A 17,689-nucleotide genomic window follows, 5' to 3' on the forward strand; every position below is an offset into this window, starting at 1 on the left:
ATGAAACATCTGAAACCGCTCAACAACAAGGCCAGACAACTCGAGCAGGCCGCGCAGGAAGACCGTCTCGAGGACGTGGTCGCGATGACCTCCGTCGCGGGCTGCACGTCGACGACCGACCCGGGTTGGGAAACCGACGTGTTCGGCGGGGTCGCGTCGCTGTGCCAGCCGATGGAGGCTGACCTGTACGGCTGCTCGGATCCGTGCTGGTGGCCCGCGCAGGTGCCCGACATGATGAGCACCTACCAGGACTGGAACAAGCAGGCGGCCGATTCCGGCGCCGACTGGCGCCAGCTCGGCAGCGTTTTCCCGAAAGACAAGTGACCCACGCGGCACAGACCAAGGATCCCCCATGCGATTCTCGAAGCCTTTGAGCCACGCGCTGCTCGCCGCGGCGCTTGCATCCGCCGCAACGCTGTCGGTCGCGGCGGCCGACAGCCCGCTTGCGGCCGGGCGCGAATACCTCGCCGTCACGAACTATCCGAACAACCTGAGCGTGATCGACGCCGGCAGCGACAGCGTCGTGAAGACCTGCACGCTGCCCGACGCGTTCGGCCCCGGCACGATGCAGATCAGCCCCGACAAGACGCGCGCGTACGTGCTGAACAATCACTACGGCGACCTGTACGGCGTCGACCTCGATTCGTGCAAGACCGTGTTCCATGCGGAACTCGCGGAAGCCGGCGACGAACGCGCGCGCGCGATGTTCTCGATCGCGCTGAGCCCGGACGGCAAGGAGATCTACAGCGTCGTCAACCCGACGAAGATGAAGCGTGACAGCTACGAAGTGCAGACGCCGCGGATGCAGGTCTACCGGACCGACGGCGGGCTCGACGCGAAACCGGTGCGCACGTTTGCCGCGCCGCGCCAGACGACGATGCTGCAGGCGGCCGACGACGGCTCGCTGTTCATCGTCGGCGCGGACATCTACCGGATGAACGTGCAGACCGGCAAGTACGACGTCGCGGTGCCGCTGCGTCACTGGACGCGCCCGCTGTACGGCCAGCCCGACGTGCTGTACGTGTGGCCGCAGCAGCGCCCGCAGCACACGCTCAACCTGCTCTATACGGCCGACCGCTTCAAGGACGACAAGAAGGATCCGGCGTCCGCGCAGACGATGTACGGCTACATCGACATCGACCTGAAGACGGGCAACGCGACGCTGAAGGATTTCGCGCCGGTGACCGAGGTGTATTTCACGGGCGGGCTGTCGCCGAAGGATCCGAACGTGATGTACGGCGTGCTGAACCGCCTGACGAAATACGACGTGAAGAACGAGAAGCTGCTCGAAGCGGCGCCGCTCGATCACTCGTACTACTGCCTGTCGCTGAACAAGGCGGGCAGCAAGATCTATCTCGCGGGCACGTTCAACACCGTCGCCGTGTATGACGCCGACACGCTGAAGAAGCTGAAGGACATTCGCGTGCCGGGCGGCGACATGGCGATCACGACCGCGCAGATGTTTACGCGCTGAACAGGAGGCACTTCATGACCACCGCCATCGCGAACGGCGCGCCGCGTGACGGCCTGTCGATCGTGCGGGGCCGCACCGACGTGCCGCTATCGGACGCAACCGTCGGCGCGCTGCTGCGCGACACCGCGCAGCGCTTTGCGGACCGGCCGGCCGTCGTGTTTCGCGAGCAGGGCATCCGCTGGGACTGGCGCACGTTCGCGCACGAAGTCGACGTGCTCGCGGCCGGCCTCGATGCGCTCGGCATCGTCAAGGGCGACCGTGTCGGCATCTGGTCGCCGAACCGCAGCGAATGGCTGCTTGCGCAGTTCGCGACCGCGCGGCTCGGCGCGATCCTCGTCAACATCAATCCCGCGTACCGGCTCGCGGAACTCGACTATGCGCTGAACAAGGTCGGCTGCCGCGCGCTGATCGCGGCCGAGCAGTTCAAGTCGTCGAAGTACCTGGAGATGCTGCAGGCGCTCGCGCCGGAACTCGCGCACTGCGCGCCCGGCGAGCTGCGCGCCGCGCGGCTGCCGCATCTGCGGACCGTGATCCGGATGGGCGACGGCGACACGCCGGGCATGCTGCGCTATCCGGACGTCGTCGACAACGGCCGGCGCGTGCTCGATGTCGCGCGGCTCGATGCGATCGCGCAGACGCTGCACGCGGACGAGCCGATCAACATCCAGTTCACGAGCGGCACGACCGGCAACCCGAAGGGGGCGACGCTTACGCATCGCAACGTCGTCAACAACGCGCGCTTCATCGCGATGGCGATGCGCTTCAGCGAGCAGGACGCGCTGTGCATTCCGGTGCCGCTGTATCACTGCTTCGGGATGGTGCTCGCGGTGCTCGCGTGCGTATCGAAGGGCTCCGCGATGGTGTTTCCCGGGGAGGCATTCGATCCCGTGGCGACGCTCGCAGCGGTATCCGAAGAACGCTGTACCGCGCTGCACGGCGTGCCGACGATGTTCATCGCGGAGCTCGATCATCCGGACTTCGCGAAATACGACCTGTCGACGCTGCGCACCGGCATCATGGCCGGCTCGCCGTGCCCGATCGAGACGATGAAGCGCGTCGTGTCCCAGATGCACTTGTCGGAGATCACGATCGCGTACGGGATGACGGAGACGAGCCCCGTGTCGTTCCAGAGCTCGACCGACGATCCGCTCGAGAAACGCACGACGACGGTCGGCCGCATCCAGCCGCATCTGGAAGTGAAGATCGTCGATCCGGACGGCCGCATCGTGCGGGTGGGCGAGACGGGCGAGCTGTGCACGAAGGGTTACTCGGTGATGCTCGGCTACTGGGACGACGACGCGAAGACGCGCGAAACGATCGTCGATGGCTGGATGCACACGGGTGACCTCGCGACGCTCGACGCGGACGGCTACTGCAACATCGTCGGCCGGCTGAAGGACATGGTGATCCGCGGCGGCGAGAACATCTATCCGCGCGAGATCGAGGAGTTCCTGTTCCGCCATCCGAAGGTGCAGTCCGTGCAGGTGTTCGGCGTGCCCGACGCGAAGTATGGCGAGGAGCTTTGCGCGTGGATCGTGCCGCGTGCCGGTGACGCATTGACCGAGGACGACGTGCGTGCGTTCTGCCAGGGGCAGATCGCGCACTACAAGATTCCGCGCTATATCCGCTTCGTCGACGCGTTGCCGATGACGGTGACGGGCAAGGTGCAGAAGTTCGTGATGCGCGAGCAGATGATCGACGCGCTCGGGCTGAAGGTCGCCGATACCGCGTAGGTAGGTCCTGCGGCGGCGGCGTGGATGAGGTCGCCGCTACCGCTCGGACGGGCCTTGAGCAAGGTGTAGAAGTTCGTGATGCGCGAGACGACGATCGATGTGCTCGGGCTGAAGGGGGCCGATACTGCGTAAGCAGCCCGTGACGGCGGCGGCGTGGATGAGGTCGCCGCTACCGCTCGGACGACCCTTGAAAGCAGGCCCTGACAGGCGGGTCGAGTGGATGCCGCCGTCGGCATCGCGTCCGGTGCCCCGCGCGATCGAGCGGACTATCGCATGCGCAGCGCCGCCAGATCGCGCCATTCAATCTTCCTTTCTCTCCATCTCTCCCGTTTCCGCCCAATTCCGCTGCCCGGTTGCCGCCGCGCGGTAAAATGCGCGCCGCAATGCGTTGCGTGCCCGGGCGTCGAGCCCGGACCGCGGCGCAGCCTCCGCCGCCCGCGGGGCGGGCCGGCGCGTGTTCGCGGCTGCGCCACGCGCACCTGATCTTCCATCCCGCGTCGTCACGATCGATCGGTCGGCAAGTGACCGGTGGCCGCCGCGCGAGCGCAATGCGCCGGCGCGCGTGATCCAGGTGTCCGCCGGGCAAGCGGGGGCGATCCATCTGCCGAAGCGCGTGTCGTGTTCGCCGATTGCATCAGGCATTGGCCAGCGGCATCGACACGTCGAGCGGCGAGTTTCAGATCCATCAAGATGACTGTGAAAAGAACAACTGTGTCGCCCGTCAGGCGGCGCGCGCGTGTGCGCGTTGGCCTCGGCCTCGGCATCACGCTTTTCGCCGCGCATGCGAGCGCGGCATCGGGCGACACGCCGGGCGCGACATCGGATGCCGCGTCGGCGTCCGGCGGCAGCACGCTGCCGGCCATTACCGTCAGCGGCGAGCGCGGCAGTGCGCTGCGCGCGCGCACCGCGTCGGTGGCAGGCTTCGACGACGCACCGCTGCAGGATACGCCCGTGTCGGTCACCGTCGTGACCCGTGCGCTGCTCGACGACCAGCAGGCAAAGCGGTTGAGCGATGTCGTGAAGAACGACGCGTCGGTCAGCAACGCGTATGCGCCGGTCGGCTATTTCGAAGGCTTCTCGATCCGCGGCTTTCCGGTCGATCTCGCGAGCGCGATCCAGATCGACGGGCTGACCGTGTCCGGCGAGCAGAACGTGCCGCTGGAGAACAAGGAACGCGTCGAGATCCTGAAAGGGCTCGCGGGCATCGACAGCGGCGTCGTCGCGCCGGGTGGCGTGATCAACTTCGTGACCAAGCGCTCCGCGAACGTCGCGAGCGTAACGACGGGCGTCGACAGCCGCGGCTCGACGTCGGCGGCCGTCGATCTGGGCCGGCGGTTCGGCGTCGACAACCAGTTCGGCATCCGGATCAACGCCGCGAAGGAAAACATGTATTCCTACGTCGACGGGACGAACGGCCGCCGCTCGTTCGGCTCGATCGCCGCCGACTGGGACATCAGCCCGCGCGCGAGCCTGCAGCTGAATGCGGAATTCCAGCAATGGATCCAGCGTTCCGCGCCGGGGTACCAGCTGCTCGGCGGCACCGTCGTGCCGTCGGTCAAGACGACGTCGAAGGCGCTCGGCACGCAGCCGTGGGCGAAACCCGTGACGACCGATGCGCTGAACCTCAACGCGCGCTTCGACTACCAGTTCAACGACGACTGGCGCGCGTATGTGGCCGCGGGCCGCAGCCGCACGATGATCGACGACAACAGCGCGTTCGCGTACGGATGCGCGTATGCGCCGAGCTGCGCGGCCGGTGCGGGTGGTGCGATCGCGCCATTCTTCTTCGGCGCGAACGGCGATTTCGACGTGTACGACTTCCGGAGCCCCGGCGAGTATCGCCGCAACGACGACGTGCGCGCGGTCGCGACAGGCAAGTTTGCGACCGGGCCGATCCGGCACGAGCTGACGTTCGGCACGAGCGTGCAGCGGCGCGTCGTGCACATGGCCGATGCCGTGTACGACTACGTCGGCAGCGAGAACATCTACGGGCCGGACCTTACGTTCGCGCCGTCGCCGAACCAGCCGGGGCCGTCGTATCCGCGGCTCGACGCGTGGCAGTATTCGGTGTTCGGCCTCGACCGGATCAGCATCGGCGATCACTGGCAGGTGCTCGCGGGCGGCAAGGAGGTGCTGCTGCGCCAGCGGAGCTGGGACAGCCTCGACGGCCCGCAGACCCGCACCGACCGCTCGGTGTTCCTGCCGCAGGTCGCGCTGGTCTACAAGCCGGTGACGGCGCTGTCGCTCTATGCGTCGTACAGCAAGGCACTGTCGCTCGGCGACCAGGCACCGGTGCGCGCGACGAACGCGTACGCGTTCCTGCCGCCCGTCGAATCGCATCAGGTCGAAGTCGGCGCGAAGGTCGACTGGCTCGACCGGCTGAGCCTCACGGCCGCGGTATTCTCGATCAGCAAGCCGTTCCAGTTTGCGGAGCCGGACGCGGCGGGCACCAGCTATACGTTCGTGCAGCGCGGCACGCAGCGGCACCAGGGGATCGAGCTCGGCGCGGCGGGGCGGGTCACGCAGCGCCTGTCGCTGACCGCGACGGTCGCGGCGATCCGCGCGCGCGCGTACGATTCGGGGTCGCCCGCGTACGAGGGGCACCAGATCATCAACGTGCCCGCGCTGCGCGCGTCGCTGTATGCCGACTATGCGGTGCCGGGCGTCGCGGGTCTCGACCTGCTCGGCGGCGTCGATTACAGCGCGAGCCGGAATGCGAACGAGGAGGGCACCGCGCGCGTGCCGTCGTGGTTCGTGTTCAATCTCGGCGCGCGCTATACGACGAAGATCGGCGGGCACCGCACGGTGCTGCGCGTGTCCGTCGACAACCTGTTCGACAAGTTCTACTGGCGCGATGCGGGCGAGCAGCAGGGCGACGCGTACCTGTTCCCGGGCGCGCCGCGCACCGCGCGCATTTCGTTGACGTATGACTTCTGACCGGCTGCGCGTGGCGACGCACCGCTGCGTTGGCTACACTGGAGAGGATGATGTCCGCACTTGAAATCGCCGGCGTGATCGTCAGCGCACTCGCGATCTGGCTGACCGCGAAACGCCGCATGCTGTGCTGGCCCGTCGGGCTCGCGTCGGTCGCGCTGTACGGCTGGATTTTCTTCGACGCGAAGCTCTATTCCGACATGCTGCTGCAGGGCGCGTTCGCGGTGCTGCAGGTGTACGGCTGGCGGCGCTGGCTCGCGCAGCGCACGGTCGATGCGCAAGGCGGCGACGCGTCGCACGGCGCGGTCGTGCCCGTCACGGGGCTCAAGCCGGCGGCTGTGCTGCCCGACCTGATCGCGGCCGTCGTCGGCAGCGCGCTGCTCGGCGGCATGATGGCGCGCTGGACCGATGCCGCGCTGCCGTTCGTCGACGCGTCGCTGACCGCGTTCAGCCTCGTCGCGCAATACTGGACCGCACGCCGCTACATCGCATCGTGGGGGCTGTGGATCGTCGTCAACGTCGTGTATGTCGGCATGTTCGTGATCAAGGAACTGTACCTGACGGCCGGCCTCTATGCGCTCTTCATCGGGCTCGCCGTTGTCGGCTGGCGCGACTGGCGCAGGACGGCCGATGCGCTGCGCGCGGCGGGCGACGCCGCACGCGCCCCCGCGCTCGTGCCGCGCGACGGCGGGCGCTGATTCGCTTTTCGCAGAAGGAGCGTTCATGTCCTTTCCCCTCGAACCGGCCGTGCAACTGCCTGATGACGACGCCGACCTGCGCGACGTCGCGCCGCCGCAGTTCGGCGTCGACGGCGAACAGGCCGAACGCGACTGGCCGCTGATGACGCGCGACGAAGTCGCGACGGTGCTCGCGGGCATCGACGGCGCGGGACCGCCCGCGCAACTGGTGTGGCACAGCCCGCGGCCGTTCTCGGCGGCCGTGCTGGTGCGCACGGCGAATGATCGCTCGCTGTTCGTCAAGCGCCATCACGTCAGCATCCGCGACGTCGCGGGCCTCGCGGAAGAGCATCGCTTCATCACGCATCTGCGCGAGCACGGATGCCCGGTGCCCGACGTGCTCGCGGATCGCGACGGCGCGACCGCCGTCACGCGCGGCGAATGGACTTACGAAGTGAGTGCGGTCGCGCCGGGCGTCGACGCGTATCGCGGGGTGATGTCGTGGAAGCCGTTCACGCATCCGTCGCATGCGTATGCGGCCGGCCGTGCGCTGGCCGGCCTGCATCGCGCGTCGGCGGGCTTCGAGGCGCCGGCGCGGCCCTTGCGGCTGCTGCTGTCGAGTTTCAGGGTGCTGTCGTCGGACGATCTGGCCGGCGCGCTCGAACGCTGGGTCGACGCGCAACCGCTGCTCGTGCGCGCGCTCGCGACGCATGCGTGGCGCGACGACGTCGCGGACGCGATCGGCCCGTACCACGCGCGCCTCGCGCCGCTGCTGCCTGCGTTGCCGCCGCTGTGGACCCATGGCGACTGGCATGCGTCGAACCTGTTGTGGACCGATGCCGGGCCCGGTGCACAGGTGCAGACCGTGCTCGACTTCGGTCTGTCGGACCGTACGTGTGCGGTGATGGACCTCGCGCTCGCGATCGAGCGCAATACGGTCGACTGGATGGCGCCGGCCGACGCGCGCCGCGTCGAATACGAACAGATCGCCGCGCTGCTCGACGGCTACGAGTCGCTCGAACCGTTGAGCGATGAGGCGCATGCGGCGCTGGTCGCGCTGCTGCCGATCGTGCATACGGAGTTCGCGCTGTCCGAGGTCGCATACTTCGACGGGATCGTCGGTTCGCGCGACAGCGTCGGCGCCGCGTATGACGGCTATCTGGTCGGGCATGCGCGCTGGTTCGGCGAGCCGGACGGACGGCAACTGCTCGACTGGCTGGAACGTCCGCGGCACACACGGAGGACGCAGGCATGAGCGACGTATTCAATCCCGCGGGTGAATCCGACGACGATGGCGCGCGGCGCGCCCGTTGGCTGATCGAACCGGCAGCGCTTGCCGCGCGACTCGGCGACCCGTCGCTGGTCGTGCTCGACGCGCATGTCGATCTGGCGCCGCCGCGTTTCGACGGCGACTACCGGGTCGTGAGCGGTCGCGACGCGTGGCGCGCCGAGCGCATCCCCGGCGCGCGTCATGCGGATCTCGTGGAAGCGTTGTCCGCATCGCATCCCCAACTGAATTTCATGCGGCCGGATCCGCAGGTGCTGGCGCGCGCGATTGACGAGCTTGGCGTCGGCGGCGATTCGCAAGTCGTGGTCTACGATCGCGCGGACGGGTTCTGGGCAGCACGCCTCTGGTGGATGCGTCGGTGGATCGGCATCGATGCGCAGGTGCTCGATGGCGGCTGGCGCGCATGGCGCGCGGCGGGACTGCCGGTCGAGGCGGGCGGGGCGGATGAGGCGGGCGAATCAGGCGTATCGGGCGTATCGGGTGTATCAGGCGATTCGGGCGATTCGGGCGATGCGCCGCCATTTGCCGGACAGACGTTGCCGGTGCGTGTGCGCAATGGCATGTGGATCGATCGCGATGCGGTCGAGGCCGCGGTGGCCGGCAGCATGCGCGGCACGCTCGTGTGCGCGTTGTCGGACGCGGTGTTTTCGGGGCGGGTGCCGAGCCGCTATGCGCGGCGCGGGCACATCCCCGGCAGCGTCAACGTGCCCGCACGCACGCTGTTCGACGCGGAAGGCCGGTATTTGCCGACCGCGCAGTTGCGTGCCGCGCTCGCATCGCTGGATTCCGCGCAGCCTGTGCTGCTCTATTGCGGCGGCGGCATTTCGGCGGCGGTCGATGCGCTCGCGCTGACGCTGATCGGCCGCGACGACGTCGCGATCTACGACGGGTCGTTGCAGGAATGGGCGGCCGATCTCGCGTTGCCGATGGCGACGGACGGCTGAGCGGCCGCCCGCCATCGGCGGGATGCCGCCGCGTCAGAGCTGCGCCAGCGCCTGGTCGAGATCGGCGATCAGGTCGTCGATATGCTCGATCCCGATCGACAGCCGCACCGTCTCTTCCTTCACGCCCGCTTTCGCGAGTTCCGCCGGCGACAGCTGGCGATGCGTCGTCGACGCCGGATGCGTCGCGAGCGACTTCGTGTCGCCGATGTTGACGAGCCGCGTGAACAGCTTCAGCCCGTCCTGGAACTTCGCGCCGCCCGCACGGCCGCCGTGGACGCCGAACGTCAGCAGGCCCGGCGCGCGGCCGGACAGATAGCGCGCGACGAGCGGATGGTCCGGATGATCGGGCAGCCCCGCGTAATTCACCCACTCGACCTTCTCATGTCGCGCGAGATGCTGCGCGATCTTCAGCGCGTTGTCGCTGATGCGCTCGATGCGCAGCGCGAGCGTCTCGATGCCCTGCAGGATCTGGAATGCGTTGAACGGCGAGATCGCCGCGCCCATGTTGCGCAGCGGCACGACGCGCGCGCGGCCGATGTACGCGGCCGGGCCGAACGCTTCGGTGTAGACGACGCCGTGATAGCTGACGTCCGGCTCGTTGAGCCGCTTGAAGCGGTCCGCGTGCTCGGTCCACGGGAACTTGCCCGAATCGACGATCGCGCCGCCGAGGCTCGTGCCGTGCCCGCCGAGGTACTTGGTCAGCGAGTGCACGACGATGTCGGCGCCATGCTCGAACGGGCGCTGCAGGTACGGCGACGGCACCGTGTTGTCGACGATCAGCGGGATCCCGTGGCGATGCGCGACCTCGGCAAGCGCCGCGATGTCGGTGATGTTGCCGAGCGGGTTGCCGACCGATTCCGCGAAGATCGCCTTCGTGCGTGCGTCGATCAGCGGCTCGAACGACGCCGGATCGCGCGGATCGGCGAAACGCGTGGTGATCCCGTATTGCGGCAGCGTGTGCGCGAACAGGTTGTAGGTGCCCCCGTACAGCGTGCTGGCCGAGATGATGTTGTCGCCGGCTTCGGCGATCGTCTGGATCGCGTAGGTGACGGCCGCCTGGCCCGACGCGAGCGCCAATGCGCCGATGCCGCCTTCGAGCGCGGCAATGCGCTGCTCGAGCACGTCGGTCGTCGGGTTCATGATCCGCGTGTAGATGTTGCCTTGCACCTTCAGGTCGAACAGGTCGGCGCCGTGCTGCGTGTCGTCGAACGCATACGCGACGGTCTGGTAGATCGGCACCGCGACCGCGCGCGTCGTCGGGTCGGGACGATAGCCGCCGTGGACGGCGACGGTTTCGAGTCGCCAGGTGGAAGAGGTCTGCTCGGTCATGATGTGCTCCGTCTGTTGTTGTGGTGTTCCGGGCTGGGCATGCGGCCGTCGGGCGATTATAGAAGCGGCCGCGTGAAGACCTTAGATCGATTGGTTGGTTGCTTATGGACGCGCGGGGCATAGAATGCCGTTTTCCACAGGCGAAGGGGGCGACATGGATCAGGAGCAATGGACGCGGGTGGACGAGTATTTCGCCGGGACGCTCGTGCCGTCCGACGAAGTCCTCGATGCCGCGCTCGGGGCGAGCGACGCGGCGGGCATGCGCGCGATCAACGTCGCGCCGAACCAGGGCAAGCTGCTGCAGCTGCTCGCGACGATCCAGGGTGCGCGCCGCATTCTCGAAGTCGGCACGCTCGGCGGCTACAGCACGATCTGGCTCGCGCGCGCATTGCCGCCCGGCGGCAAGCTGGTGACGCTCGAGCTGAGCCCCGAGCATGCGAAGGTCGCGACGCAGAACCTCGCGCGGGCCGGCTTCGCGGAGGCCGTGTCGGTCGTCGTCGGGAGCGCGAAGGACAGCCTCGCGCAGCTCATCGACGCGGGCGCCGAGCCGTTCGACTTCATCTTCATCGATGCGGACAAGGAGAACAATCCGGCCTACCTGCGCGCGGCGCTGAAGCTGTCGCGGCCGGGCACCGTGATCGTCGTCGACAACGTCGTGCGGCGGGGCGCGGTGGCGGATCCGGACAACCACGATCCGGATGTCGTTGGGGTGCGCGAGGGGTTCAGGTTCATCGCCGATGAACCGCGACTCACGACGACGGCCGTGCAGACTGTCGGCTTGAAAGGATGGGACGGGTTCTCGATTTCGGTTGTGGGGGCGTGAGCAGGGCGGCGCGCCAGGACCAGCGGGCCGCGCGAGGCGACCCGCCACACTAACCCTTCACGCACACCACCTGACGCAGCGTGTGCACGACTTCGACGAGGCTGCTCTGGGCCGCCATCACCGCGTCGATGTCCTTGTAGGCCATCGGGATTTCGTCGACGACGCCCGCGTCCTTCCGGCATTCGACGCCTTGCGTTGCCTTCACCTGGTCCGCGACCGTGTAGCGGCGCTTCGCTTCGGTGCGGCTCATTGCGCGTCCCGCGCCGTGGCTGCACGAGCAGAAGCTTTCCGGATTACCGAGCCCGCGCACGATGAAGCTCTTCGCACCCATCGAGCCCGGAATGATCCCGAGCTGCCCCTTCTGCGCGGACACCGCGCCCTTGCGGGTCACGAGCACGTCCTCGCCGAAGTGGCGTTCCTTCTGCACGTAGTTGTGGTGGCAGTTCACCGCGTGCTCGTCGACGTCGAACGGCTTGCCGATCGCGTCGCGCGCCGCGCGGATCACCGCGTCCATCATCACCTGCCGGTTGCGTCGCGCGTAGTCCTGGGCCCAGCCGACCGCGTCGACGTAGTCGTCGAAATGCCGGCTGCCTTCCTTGAAATACGCGAGGTTGCGGTCCGGCAGGTTCGCGATGTGCTGCCGCATGTCGGCCTGCGCGAGTTCGATGAACAGGCTGCCGATCGCGTTGCCGACGCCGCGCGAACCGCTGTGCAGCATGAACCACACGCTGTCGTTCTCGTCGACACACACTTCGATGAAGTGGTTGCCGGTGCCGAGCGTGCCGAGGTGCACGTAGTGGTTCGTCTTCTCCAGCTTCGGATACTTGTCGACGATCCGCTGGAACCCCGGCAGCAGCGCCTTCCACATCTCGTCGACCTGCTGCGGCGCGCGGTTGCCCCACGCGCCCGGATCGCGGCGGCCCGGCGCGCGGCCGTGCGGCACCGCGCGTTCGATCGCGCTGCGCAGCCCGGCAAGCGAGTCCGGCAGGTCCAACGCGCTCAGCGTCGTGCGCGCGGCCATCATCCCGCAGCCGATGTCGACGCCGACCGCGGCCGGAATGATCGCGCCTTTCGTCGGGATCACGCTGCCGATCGTCGAGCCCTTGCCGAGGTGCACGTCCGGCATCACGGCGACGTGCCTGAAGATGAACGGCATCTGCGCGGTGTTGCGCAGCTGCGCGCGCGCATCCTCTTCGACGGCGACGCCGTTCGTCCACATCTTCACCGGCTTGCCGTGCGCCAGTTCCATTACTTGGTAGTCCAGTTCAGTCATTCCTTTCACCTGCTTCAGTCATGTGTGGCGCGGCGCTCGTGCGCCGCGCCGCCGCGTTCACTGCGCGGCTTTGATCGTGACAAGCCCGTTCAACACCTGGTCGAGACCGCCGAACACCGAGATGCGGTCGATCCGTTCCGCGACGCGCTCCAGCGTCTCCAGCTCCTTCAGCCGCAGCGCGGTCGGGTTCTCTTCCATCACCTTCGCGGTGTTCAGCAGCGAGCGGCGCGTCTTGGCGCACGGACTCTACCGTCAGACGATAGAACGGATCGAAGGCCCGGGACGCGCCCGGTTCGAGCGCCTTCACGAAATCGCTGTCGCTCATCAGCAGAGTGTGTTCGTCCTTTTTCACTGCTTCCACATATTCTTGTCCTTTTCTTCAATGGCCGCAGGGTGGCGCGGAGGCGCCGCACCGACGCGCGCTGCAGGGCGTCGTTGTGAGCGTTCGCGCGGCGCCGCGACTGGCCCGACGAGCGGCGGGCCTCGCGCCCCGCGTCGATTTGCAGCATGCGGCGCCGAGCGCCGAATACCGCGGCACACGTCGGCACCGCGCGTGCGTCATGCGCTGCAGATCGTGATGATCTCCGCGCTTTGCGTTGCAACGAACGGCGGCAGCGACACGGCGCAGCTTGCGTCGCCTGCGATCCAGCAAATCGCATCGGCGCCCGGTTATCGCCGCGCGTAGTCGAGCATCGGACGAGCGGGATCGATTGCGACCACGTCGTGCCCGCCCGCTCTCACCGGGCGGCGTACGTGACGATCGTCCTTACCGCTGCTGCGCGGCGACCTTCAGCCCGAGCGAGATGAAGATCGTGCCGATGATCTTGCCCTGCCAGCGCGTGAGCCACGACAGGCGCTTCACGATGCGGCCGAGCGGGCGGACCGACAGCGCGATCAGCGTCGTGTAGAGCGAGCTGAGCACGACGAAGATCAGCCCGAGCACCGCGAACTGCACGAACGTCGAGCCGCGTTCCGGGTGCACGAACTGCGGCATGAACGCGAGGAAGAACAGCGCCGTCTTCGGGTTCAGCACTTCGGCCGGCACGGCCTGCAGGTAGGCCTTCAGCGGCGTGACGGGCGGTACCTTCGGCAGCGACGGATCGGACGGCTTCTCGATGAGCGCGCGCACGCCGAGGTAGATCAGGTACGCGGCGCCGGCCAGCTTGACGACGGTGAACGCGAGCGCCGACGTCATCAGCAGCGCGGACAGCCCGACGGCCGCGAACAGCGTGTGGATGAAATCGCCGCTCGCGACGCCGAGGCCGGTCAGGATGCCGGTCTTGCGGCCGGCCTGCACGGTGCGGCTCAGCACGAGCAGCACGGCGGGGCCGGGGATCAGGAACAGGCCCAGCACGACGGCGATGAAGGTGGTCAGCGTGGTCAGGTCGAACATGATGTCTCCCGGGTGAACGCGCGGCGGCGATCGATCGGGGCATTGTAGTCGGTCGCGCGCGATGGTGCTGACGGGGCGGTGCGCGACACCGCAGATCGCGGACGGCGAGCGTTCGACGGAATTGGCCGGCACGACCTGAAGCGAACCGGCGTCCGGCACCTACTCCGTACGCGAGCGCCCCAGCTCGCCCGCAAGAAAATCGACGAACGCGCGAATCCGCGCGGACATCTGGTGCCGCTGCGCATAGACCGCATAGATGTCCGCGCTCGGCGTGTCGTGGTCGGGCAGCACGACGACGAGGCGGCCGTCGGCCAGATACTCGTTGATGTCCCATTCCGCGCGCATCAGGATGCCGTGCCCGTCGAGCGCCCATTTGACCGCGATCTCGCCGTCGTTGGTGGTCAGGTTGCCGTTGATGCGTACGGCTTCGGTCTTGCGCGCCGTGCCGCGGCCACTCGTCAGGCGCCACACGCCATACCCTTCGTCGCCCTGGCGAATGCCGATGCAGTTGTGCTTCGCCAGGTCGTGCGGCGTGGCGGGCGTGCCGTGCTTCGCGAGATACGCGGGCGCCGCGCACAGCAGCCGGCGGTTCGGCGCGAGCCGCCGCGCGACGACCCGCGTGTCGGGCGGCTCGCCGAAGCGGATGCAGACGTCGAACGCGTCATCGGTGAGCGGCGGCGGCATCACCGACAGCTGCAATTGCACGGCGACCTGCGGGTAGCGTGCGACGAAGCGGGAGATCGCGGGGCCGACGTGGCTGCGCCCGAAGCCGAGCGTCGCGTTCACGCGCAGCAGCCCTTTCGGGTTTTTCTTCGCGCTGCCGAGCAGTTCGCCGAGCTCGTCCATCTGGTCGAGGATCCGGCGCGCGTATTCCAGGTAGACCTCGCCCTCGGGCGTCAGCATCATCCGCCGCGTCGTGCGGTTCACGAGCGTCACGCCCGCGCGCTGCTCCATCAACGTGAGCCGCTTGCTGACCGCCGCCGCGGTGAGCCCGAGCTCGCGCGCGGCGGCGCTCAGGCTGCCCGATGCCGCGAGCGTCGAGAAGAAGCCGAGATCGGCAGGCTGGACCGCTTCCGCCATCGTTGCACTTGTGAATTCAGGTTAAAGATGCTTTGAGTTTAGCACCGGTTGCTGCGCTTCAAGTTGAGTACAGTGCGCTCACGATCACGATGATTCAAAGGTGGAGACACATGAAGACGTACCGTATCGCAACGATTCCCGGCGACGGCATCGGCAAGGAGGTCGTGCCGGCCGGCCGGCAGGTGCTGGAAGCGCTCGCCCGCGGCAGCCGCCGTTTCGCGTTCGAGTTCGAGGATTTCGACTGGGGCGCCGACTACTACCGCCAGCACGGCGTGATGATGCCCGCCGACGGCCTCGACGCGCTGCGCGACAAGGACGCGATCCTGTTCGGCTCGGCCGGCGATCCCGACGTGCCCGACCACGTGACGCTGTGGGGCCTGCGCCTGAAGATCTGCCAGGGCCTCGACCAGTACGCGAACGTGCGTCCGACGCGCATCCTGCCCGGCATCGACGCGCCGCTGAAGCGCTGCAAGCCGGCCGACCTCGACTGGGTGATCGTCCGCGAGAACTCGGAGGGCGAGTATTCGGGCGTCGGCGGCCGCGTGCACCAGGGGCATCCGATCGAGGCCGCGACCGACGTGTCGATCCTCACGCGCGCCGGCGTCGAACGCATCATGCGCTTCGCGTTCCGGCTCGCGCAATCGCGGCCGCGCAAGCTGCTGACGGTGATCACGAAGAGCAACGCGCAGCGTCACGCGATGGTGATGTGGGATGAGATCGCGAAAGAGGTCGCGCAGGAATTCCCCGACGTGAAGTGGGACAAGGAGCTCGTCGACGCGGCCACCGCGCGGATGGTCAACCGTCCGGCGACGCTCGACACGATCGTCGCGACGAACCTGCATGCGGACATCCTGAGCGATCTCGCCGCCGCGCTCGCGGGCAGCCTCGGCATCGCGCCGACCGGCAACATCGATCCGGAGCGCCGCTATCCGTCGATGTTCGAGCCGATCCACGGTTCCGCGTTCGACATCATGGGCAAGGGGCTCGCGAATCCGATCGGCACGTTCTGGTCGGTCGTGATGCTGCTCGAGCATCTCGGGGAAGCGGAAGCGGCCGCGCGCGTGATGCACGCGATCGAAACCGTGACCGCGGACCCGTCGCTGCACACCGGCGATCTCGGCGGCCACGCGACCACCGCGCAGGTGACGGCGGCTGTCTGCGAACTTGTCGGGAAGGCCGAGGTGGCGGCGTAAGCGACGCCAGCCACGCAGGCGACGGCAGGCAACAGCAGGAAGGCCCGCCGGCTCGCGACACATCGAATGTTCCGCCCGCGACTCGCGCATCCGACGCGAGCCGGGCAACGACGTCTTCGCCACCGGCGATGCAGGCGTCGGACCGCTTCCACAGACAGAGCGCAGCTCGACCTCGAAGGAGGAGACACATGCAAGCCAATCTGGAATCCCGCGTCGCGCGGAAACTGATGTGGCGCATCATTCCGTTCGTGATGCTGCTGTACTTCGTCAGCTTTCTCGACCGGGTCAACGTCGGCTTCGCCGCGATGACGATGAACAAGGCGATCGGCCTGTCGCCGACCGCGTTCGGGCTCGGCGGCGGATTGTTCTTCATCGGCTACTTCCTGTTCGAAGTGCCGTCCAACCTGATCCTGCATCGCGTCGGCGCGCGGATCTGGATCGCCCGCGTGATGATCACGTGGGGGATCGTGTCGGCGGTGTCCGCGTTCGCGGCCGGCCCGACGAGCTTCTACGTGCTGCGCTTCCTGCTCGGCGTCGCCGAGGCGGGCTTCTTTCCCGGCATCATCCTGTACCTGAGCCTGTGGTTCCCCGCGAAGCAGCGCGCGGTCGCCGCCGCGTGGTTCATGGCGGCCGCGCCGATCTCGACCGCGATCGGCTCGCCGCTGTCGGGCGCGATCATGCAGCTGCCGCCGATGTTCGGGCTGGCGGACTGGCAGATGCTGTACATCATCGAAGCGCTGCCGGCCGTGCTGCTTGGTTTTGTCGTGCTGAAGCACATGACCGATGCGCCGTCGAAGGCGGCGTGGCTGGAACCGGACGAGCGCGACTGGCTGATCGCGAAGCTGAAGGCCGAAGCCGATGCGCGCCATACGCATGCGGGACACACGGCGGGCGCGTGGCAGGCGCTGCGCGATCCGCGCGTGCTGGCGCTCGCGCTGATCTACTTCGGCACGTCGGCGGGGCTGTATACGCTCGGCCTGTGGGCGCCGTTGATGGTCAGGCAGTTCGGCTTCAGCGCGCTGCAGACGGGCCTGCTCACCGGGATTCCGAGCATCGCGGCCGTCGTCGCGATGATCGTCTGGGCGCGGCACTCGGATCGCACCGACGAGCGCACGTGGCACGTCGTGATCCCGTGCGTGCTGGCGTGCGTCGGCTTCATCTTTGCGGGGCAGGCGAGCACCGCGCTGTTGACCGTGCTCGCGCTCGTCGTCGTCAACATCGGCATCAGCGCCGCGAAGGCGCCGCTGTGGGCGATGCCGAGCATGTTCCTGTCGGGCGCCGGCGCGGCCGCAGGGATCGCGATGATCAACTCGATCGGCAATCTCGGCGGATTCGTCGGGCCGTTCGCGATCGGCTGGCTGAAGAACGTGACGGGCGGGTACGCGGCCGGGCTCTATGTCGTCGCGGGGACGCTCGCGGTGTCAGCGGTCGTGACGCTGCTGCTGAGCCGGAAGGCGTCGCAGCAGCAGATCGTATCGGGGGTGCGGCATCATCATTGACGTCTGCCGGTCAGTGCGAGCGCGCATCTGGATGATCAGCACGCTCGGC

Annotated in this window: 14 protein-coding genes and 1 pseudogene; 10 read left to right on the forward strand and 5 right to left on the reverse strand. The window is 67.9% G+C overall.

The features are described from left to right. From qhpC to ACV229_RS28860, 7 genes are all read left to right on the forward strand, one after another. Window positions 1–324 (forward strand): quinohemoprotein amine dehydrogenase subunit gamma, encoded by a 324-nt coding sequence (qhpC, locus tag ACV229_RS28830; RefSeq protein ID WP_448086481.1) that lies wholly within the window; start codon window positions 1–3, stop codon window positions 322–324. Between the two features lie 28 nt (window positions 325–352). Beyond that, the gene (peaD, locus tag ACV229_RS28835) at window positions 353–1,474 is read left to right on the forward strand and encodes a quinohemoprotein amine dehydrogenase subunit beta (protein WP_448086482.1); all 1,122 of its coding nucleotides are present in this window, start codon (window positions 353–355) and stop codon (window positions 1,472–1,474) included. Between the two features lie 14 nt (window positions 1,475–1,488). Continuing rightward, window positions 1,489–3,207: an AMP-binding protein gene (locus tag ACV229_RS28840; protein ID WP_448086483.1), complete on the forward strand. Its 1,719-nt coding sequence runs from the start codon at window positions 1,489–1,491 to the stop codon at window positions 3,205–3,207. 690 nt (window positions 3,208–3,897) lie between these two features. Then, window positions 3,898–6,144, forward strand: a complete 2,247-nt coding sequence (locus ACV229_RS28845; RefSeq protein WP_448086484.1) for a TonB-dependent siderophore receptor — start codon at window positions 3,898–3,900, stop codon at window positions 6,142–6,144. Between the two features lie 50 nt (window positions 6,145–6,194). After that, window positions 6,195–6,839, forward strand: a complete 645-nt coding sequence (gene pnuC / locus ACV229_RS28850; RefSeq protein WP_448086485.1) for a nicotinamide riboside transporter PnuC — start codon at window positions 6,195–6,197, stop codon at window positions 6,837–6,839. Between the two features lie 25 nt (window positions 6,840–6,864). Continuing rightward, window positions 6,865–8,073 carry a phosphotransferase enzyme family protein gene (locus ACV229_RS28855; RefSeq protein ID WP_448086486.1) on the forward strand — a complete coding sequence of 403 codons (1,209 nt, stop codon included), beginning with the start codon at window positions 6,865–6,867 and terminating at the stop codon, window positions 8,071–8,073. Continuing rightward, entirely contained in the window at window positions 8,070–9,050 is a 981-nt protein-coding gene (locus ACV229_RS28860) for a sulfurtransferase (RefSeq protein WP_448086487.1), read from the forward strand. The genes ACV229_RS28855 and ACV229_RS28860 overlap by 4 nt, the downstream gene beginning before the upstream one ends. Before the next feature lie 33 nt (window positions 9,051–9,083). On the opposite strand, the gene ACV229_RS28865 is transcribed toward ACV229_RS28860, so the two are convergent. Next, window positions 9,084–10,379, reverse strand: a complete 1,296-nt coding sequence (locus ACV229_RS28865; RefSeq protein WP_448086488.1) for an O-acetylhomoserine aminocarboxypropyltransferase/cysteine synthase family protein — start codon at window positions 10,377–10,379, stop codon at window positions 9,084–9,086. A 154-nt stretch (window positions 10,380–10,533) separates the two neighbouring features. On the opposite strand from ACV229_RS28865, the gene ACV229_RS28870 reads away from it, so the two are divergent. Further along, complete coding sequence (locus tag ACV229_RS28870) at window positions 10,534–11,202, forward strand: O-methyltransferase (RefSeq protein ID WP_448086489.1); 669 nt, start codon at window positions 10,534–10,536, stop codon at window positions 11,200–11,202. 49 nt (window positions 11,203–11,251) lie between these two features. On the opposite strand, the gene ACV229_RS28875 is transcribed toward ACV229_RS28870, so the two are convergent. The 4 genes and pseudogenes from ACV229_RS28875 to ACV229_RS28890 form a co-directional block, all read right to left on the reverse strand. Further along, complete coding sequence (locus ACV229_RS28875) at window positions 11,252–12,475, reverse strand: RtcB family protein (protein ID WP_448086490.1); 1,224 nt, start codon at window positions 12,473–12,475, stop codon at window positions 11,252–11,254. Window positions 12,476–12,532: 57 nt separating this feature from the next. Beyond that, window positions 12,533–12,700: pseudogene (locus tag ACV229_RS28880) on the reverse strand (slipin family protein); the annotation flags it as partial. Window positions 12,701–13,241: 541 nt separating this feature from the next. Then, complete coding sequence (locus tag ACV229_RS28885) at window positions 13,242–13,868, reverse strand: LysE family translocator (RefSeq protein WP_448086491.1); 627 nt, start codon at window positions 13,866–13,868, stop codon at window positions 13,242–13,244. Between the two features lie 159 nt (window positions 13,869–14,027). Further along, window positions 14,028–14,948, reverse strand: coding sequence for a LysR substrate-binding domain-containing protein (locus ACV229_RS28890; RefSeq protein WP_448086492.1), 921 nt, complete (start codon window positions 14,946–14,948; stop codon window positions 14,028–14,030). A 110-nt stretch (window positions 14,949–15,058) separates the two neighbouring features. On the opposite strand from ACV229_RS28890, the gene ACV229_RS28895 reads away from it, so the two are divergent. Both ACV229_RS28895 and ACV229_RS28900 read left to right on the forward strand, forming a co-directional pair. Next, window positions 15,059–16,141 (forward strand): tartrate dehydrogenase, encoded by a 1,083-nt coding sequence (locus ACV229_RS28895; protein ID WP_448086493.1) that lies wholly within the window; start codon window positions 15,059–15,061, stop codon window positions 16,139–16,141. A gap of 188 nt (window positions 16,142–16,329) precedes the next feature. Then, the gene (locus ACV229_RS28900; RefSeq protein WP_448086494.1) at window positions 16,330–17,640 is read left to right on the forward strand and encodes an MFS transporter; all 1,311 of its coding nucleotides are present in this window, start codon (window positions 16,330–16,332) and stop codon (window positions 17,638–17,640) included. The last annotated feature ends 49 nt before the right edge of the window (window positions 17,641–17,689 follow it).

The organism is Burkholderia sp. MR1-5-21 (genome assembly GCF_053427715.1).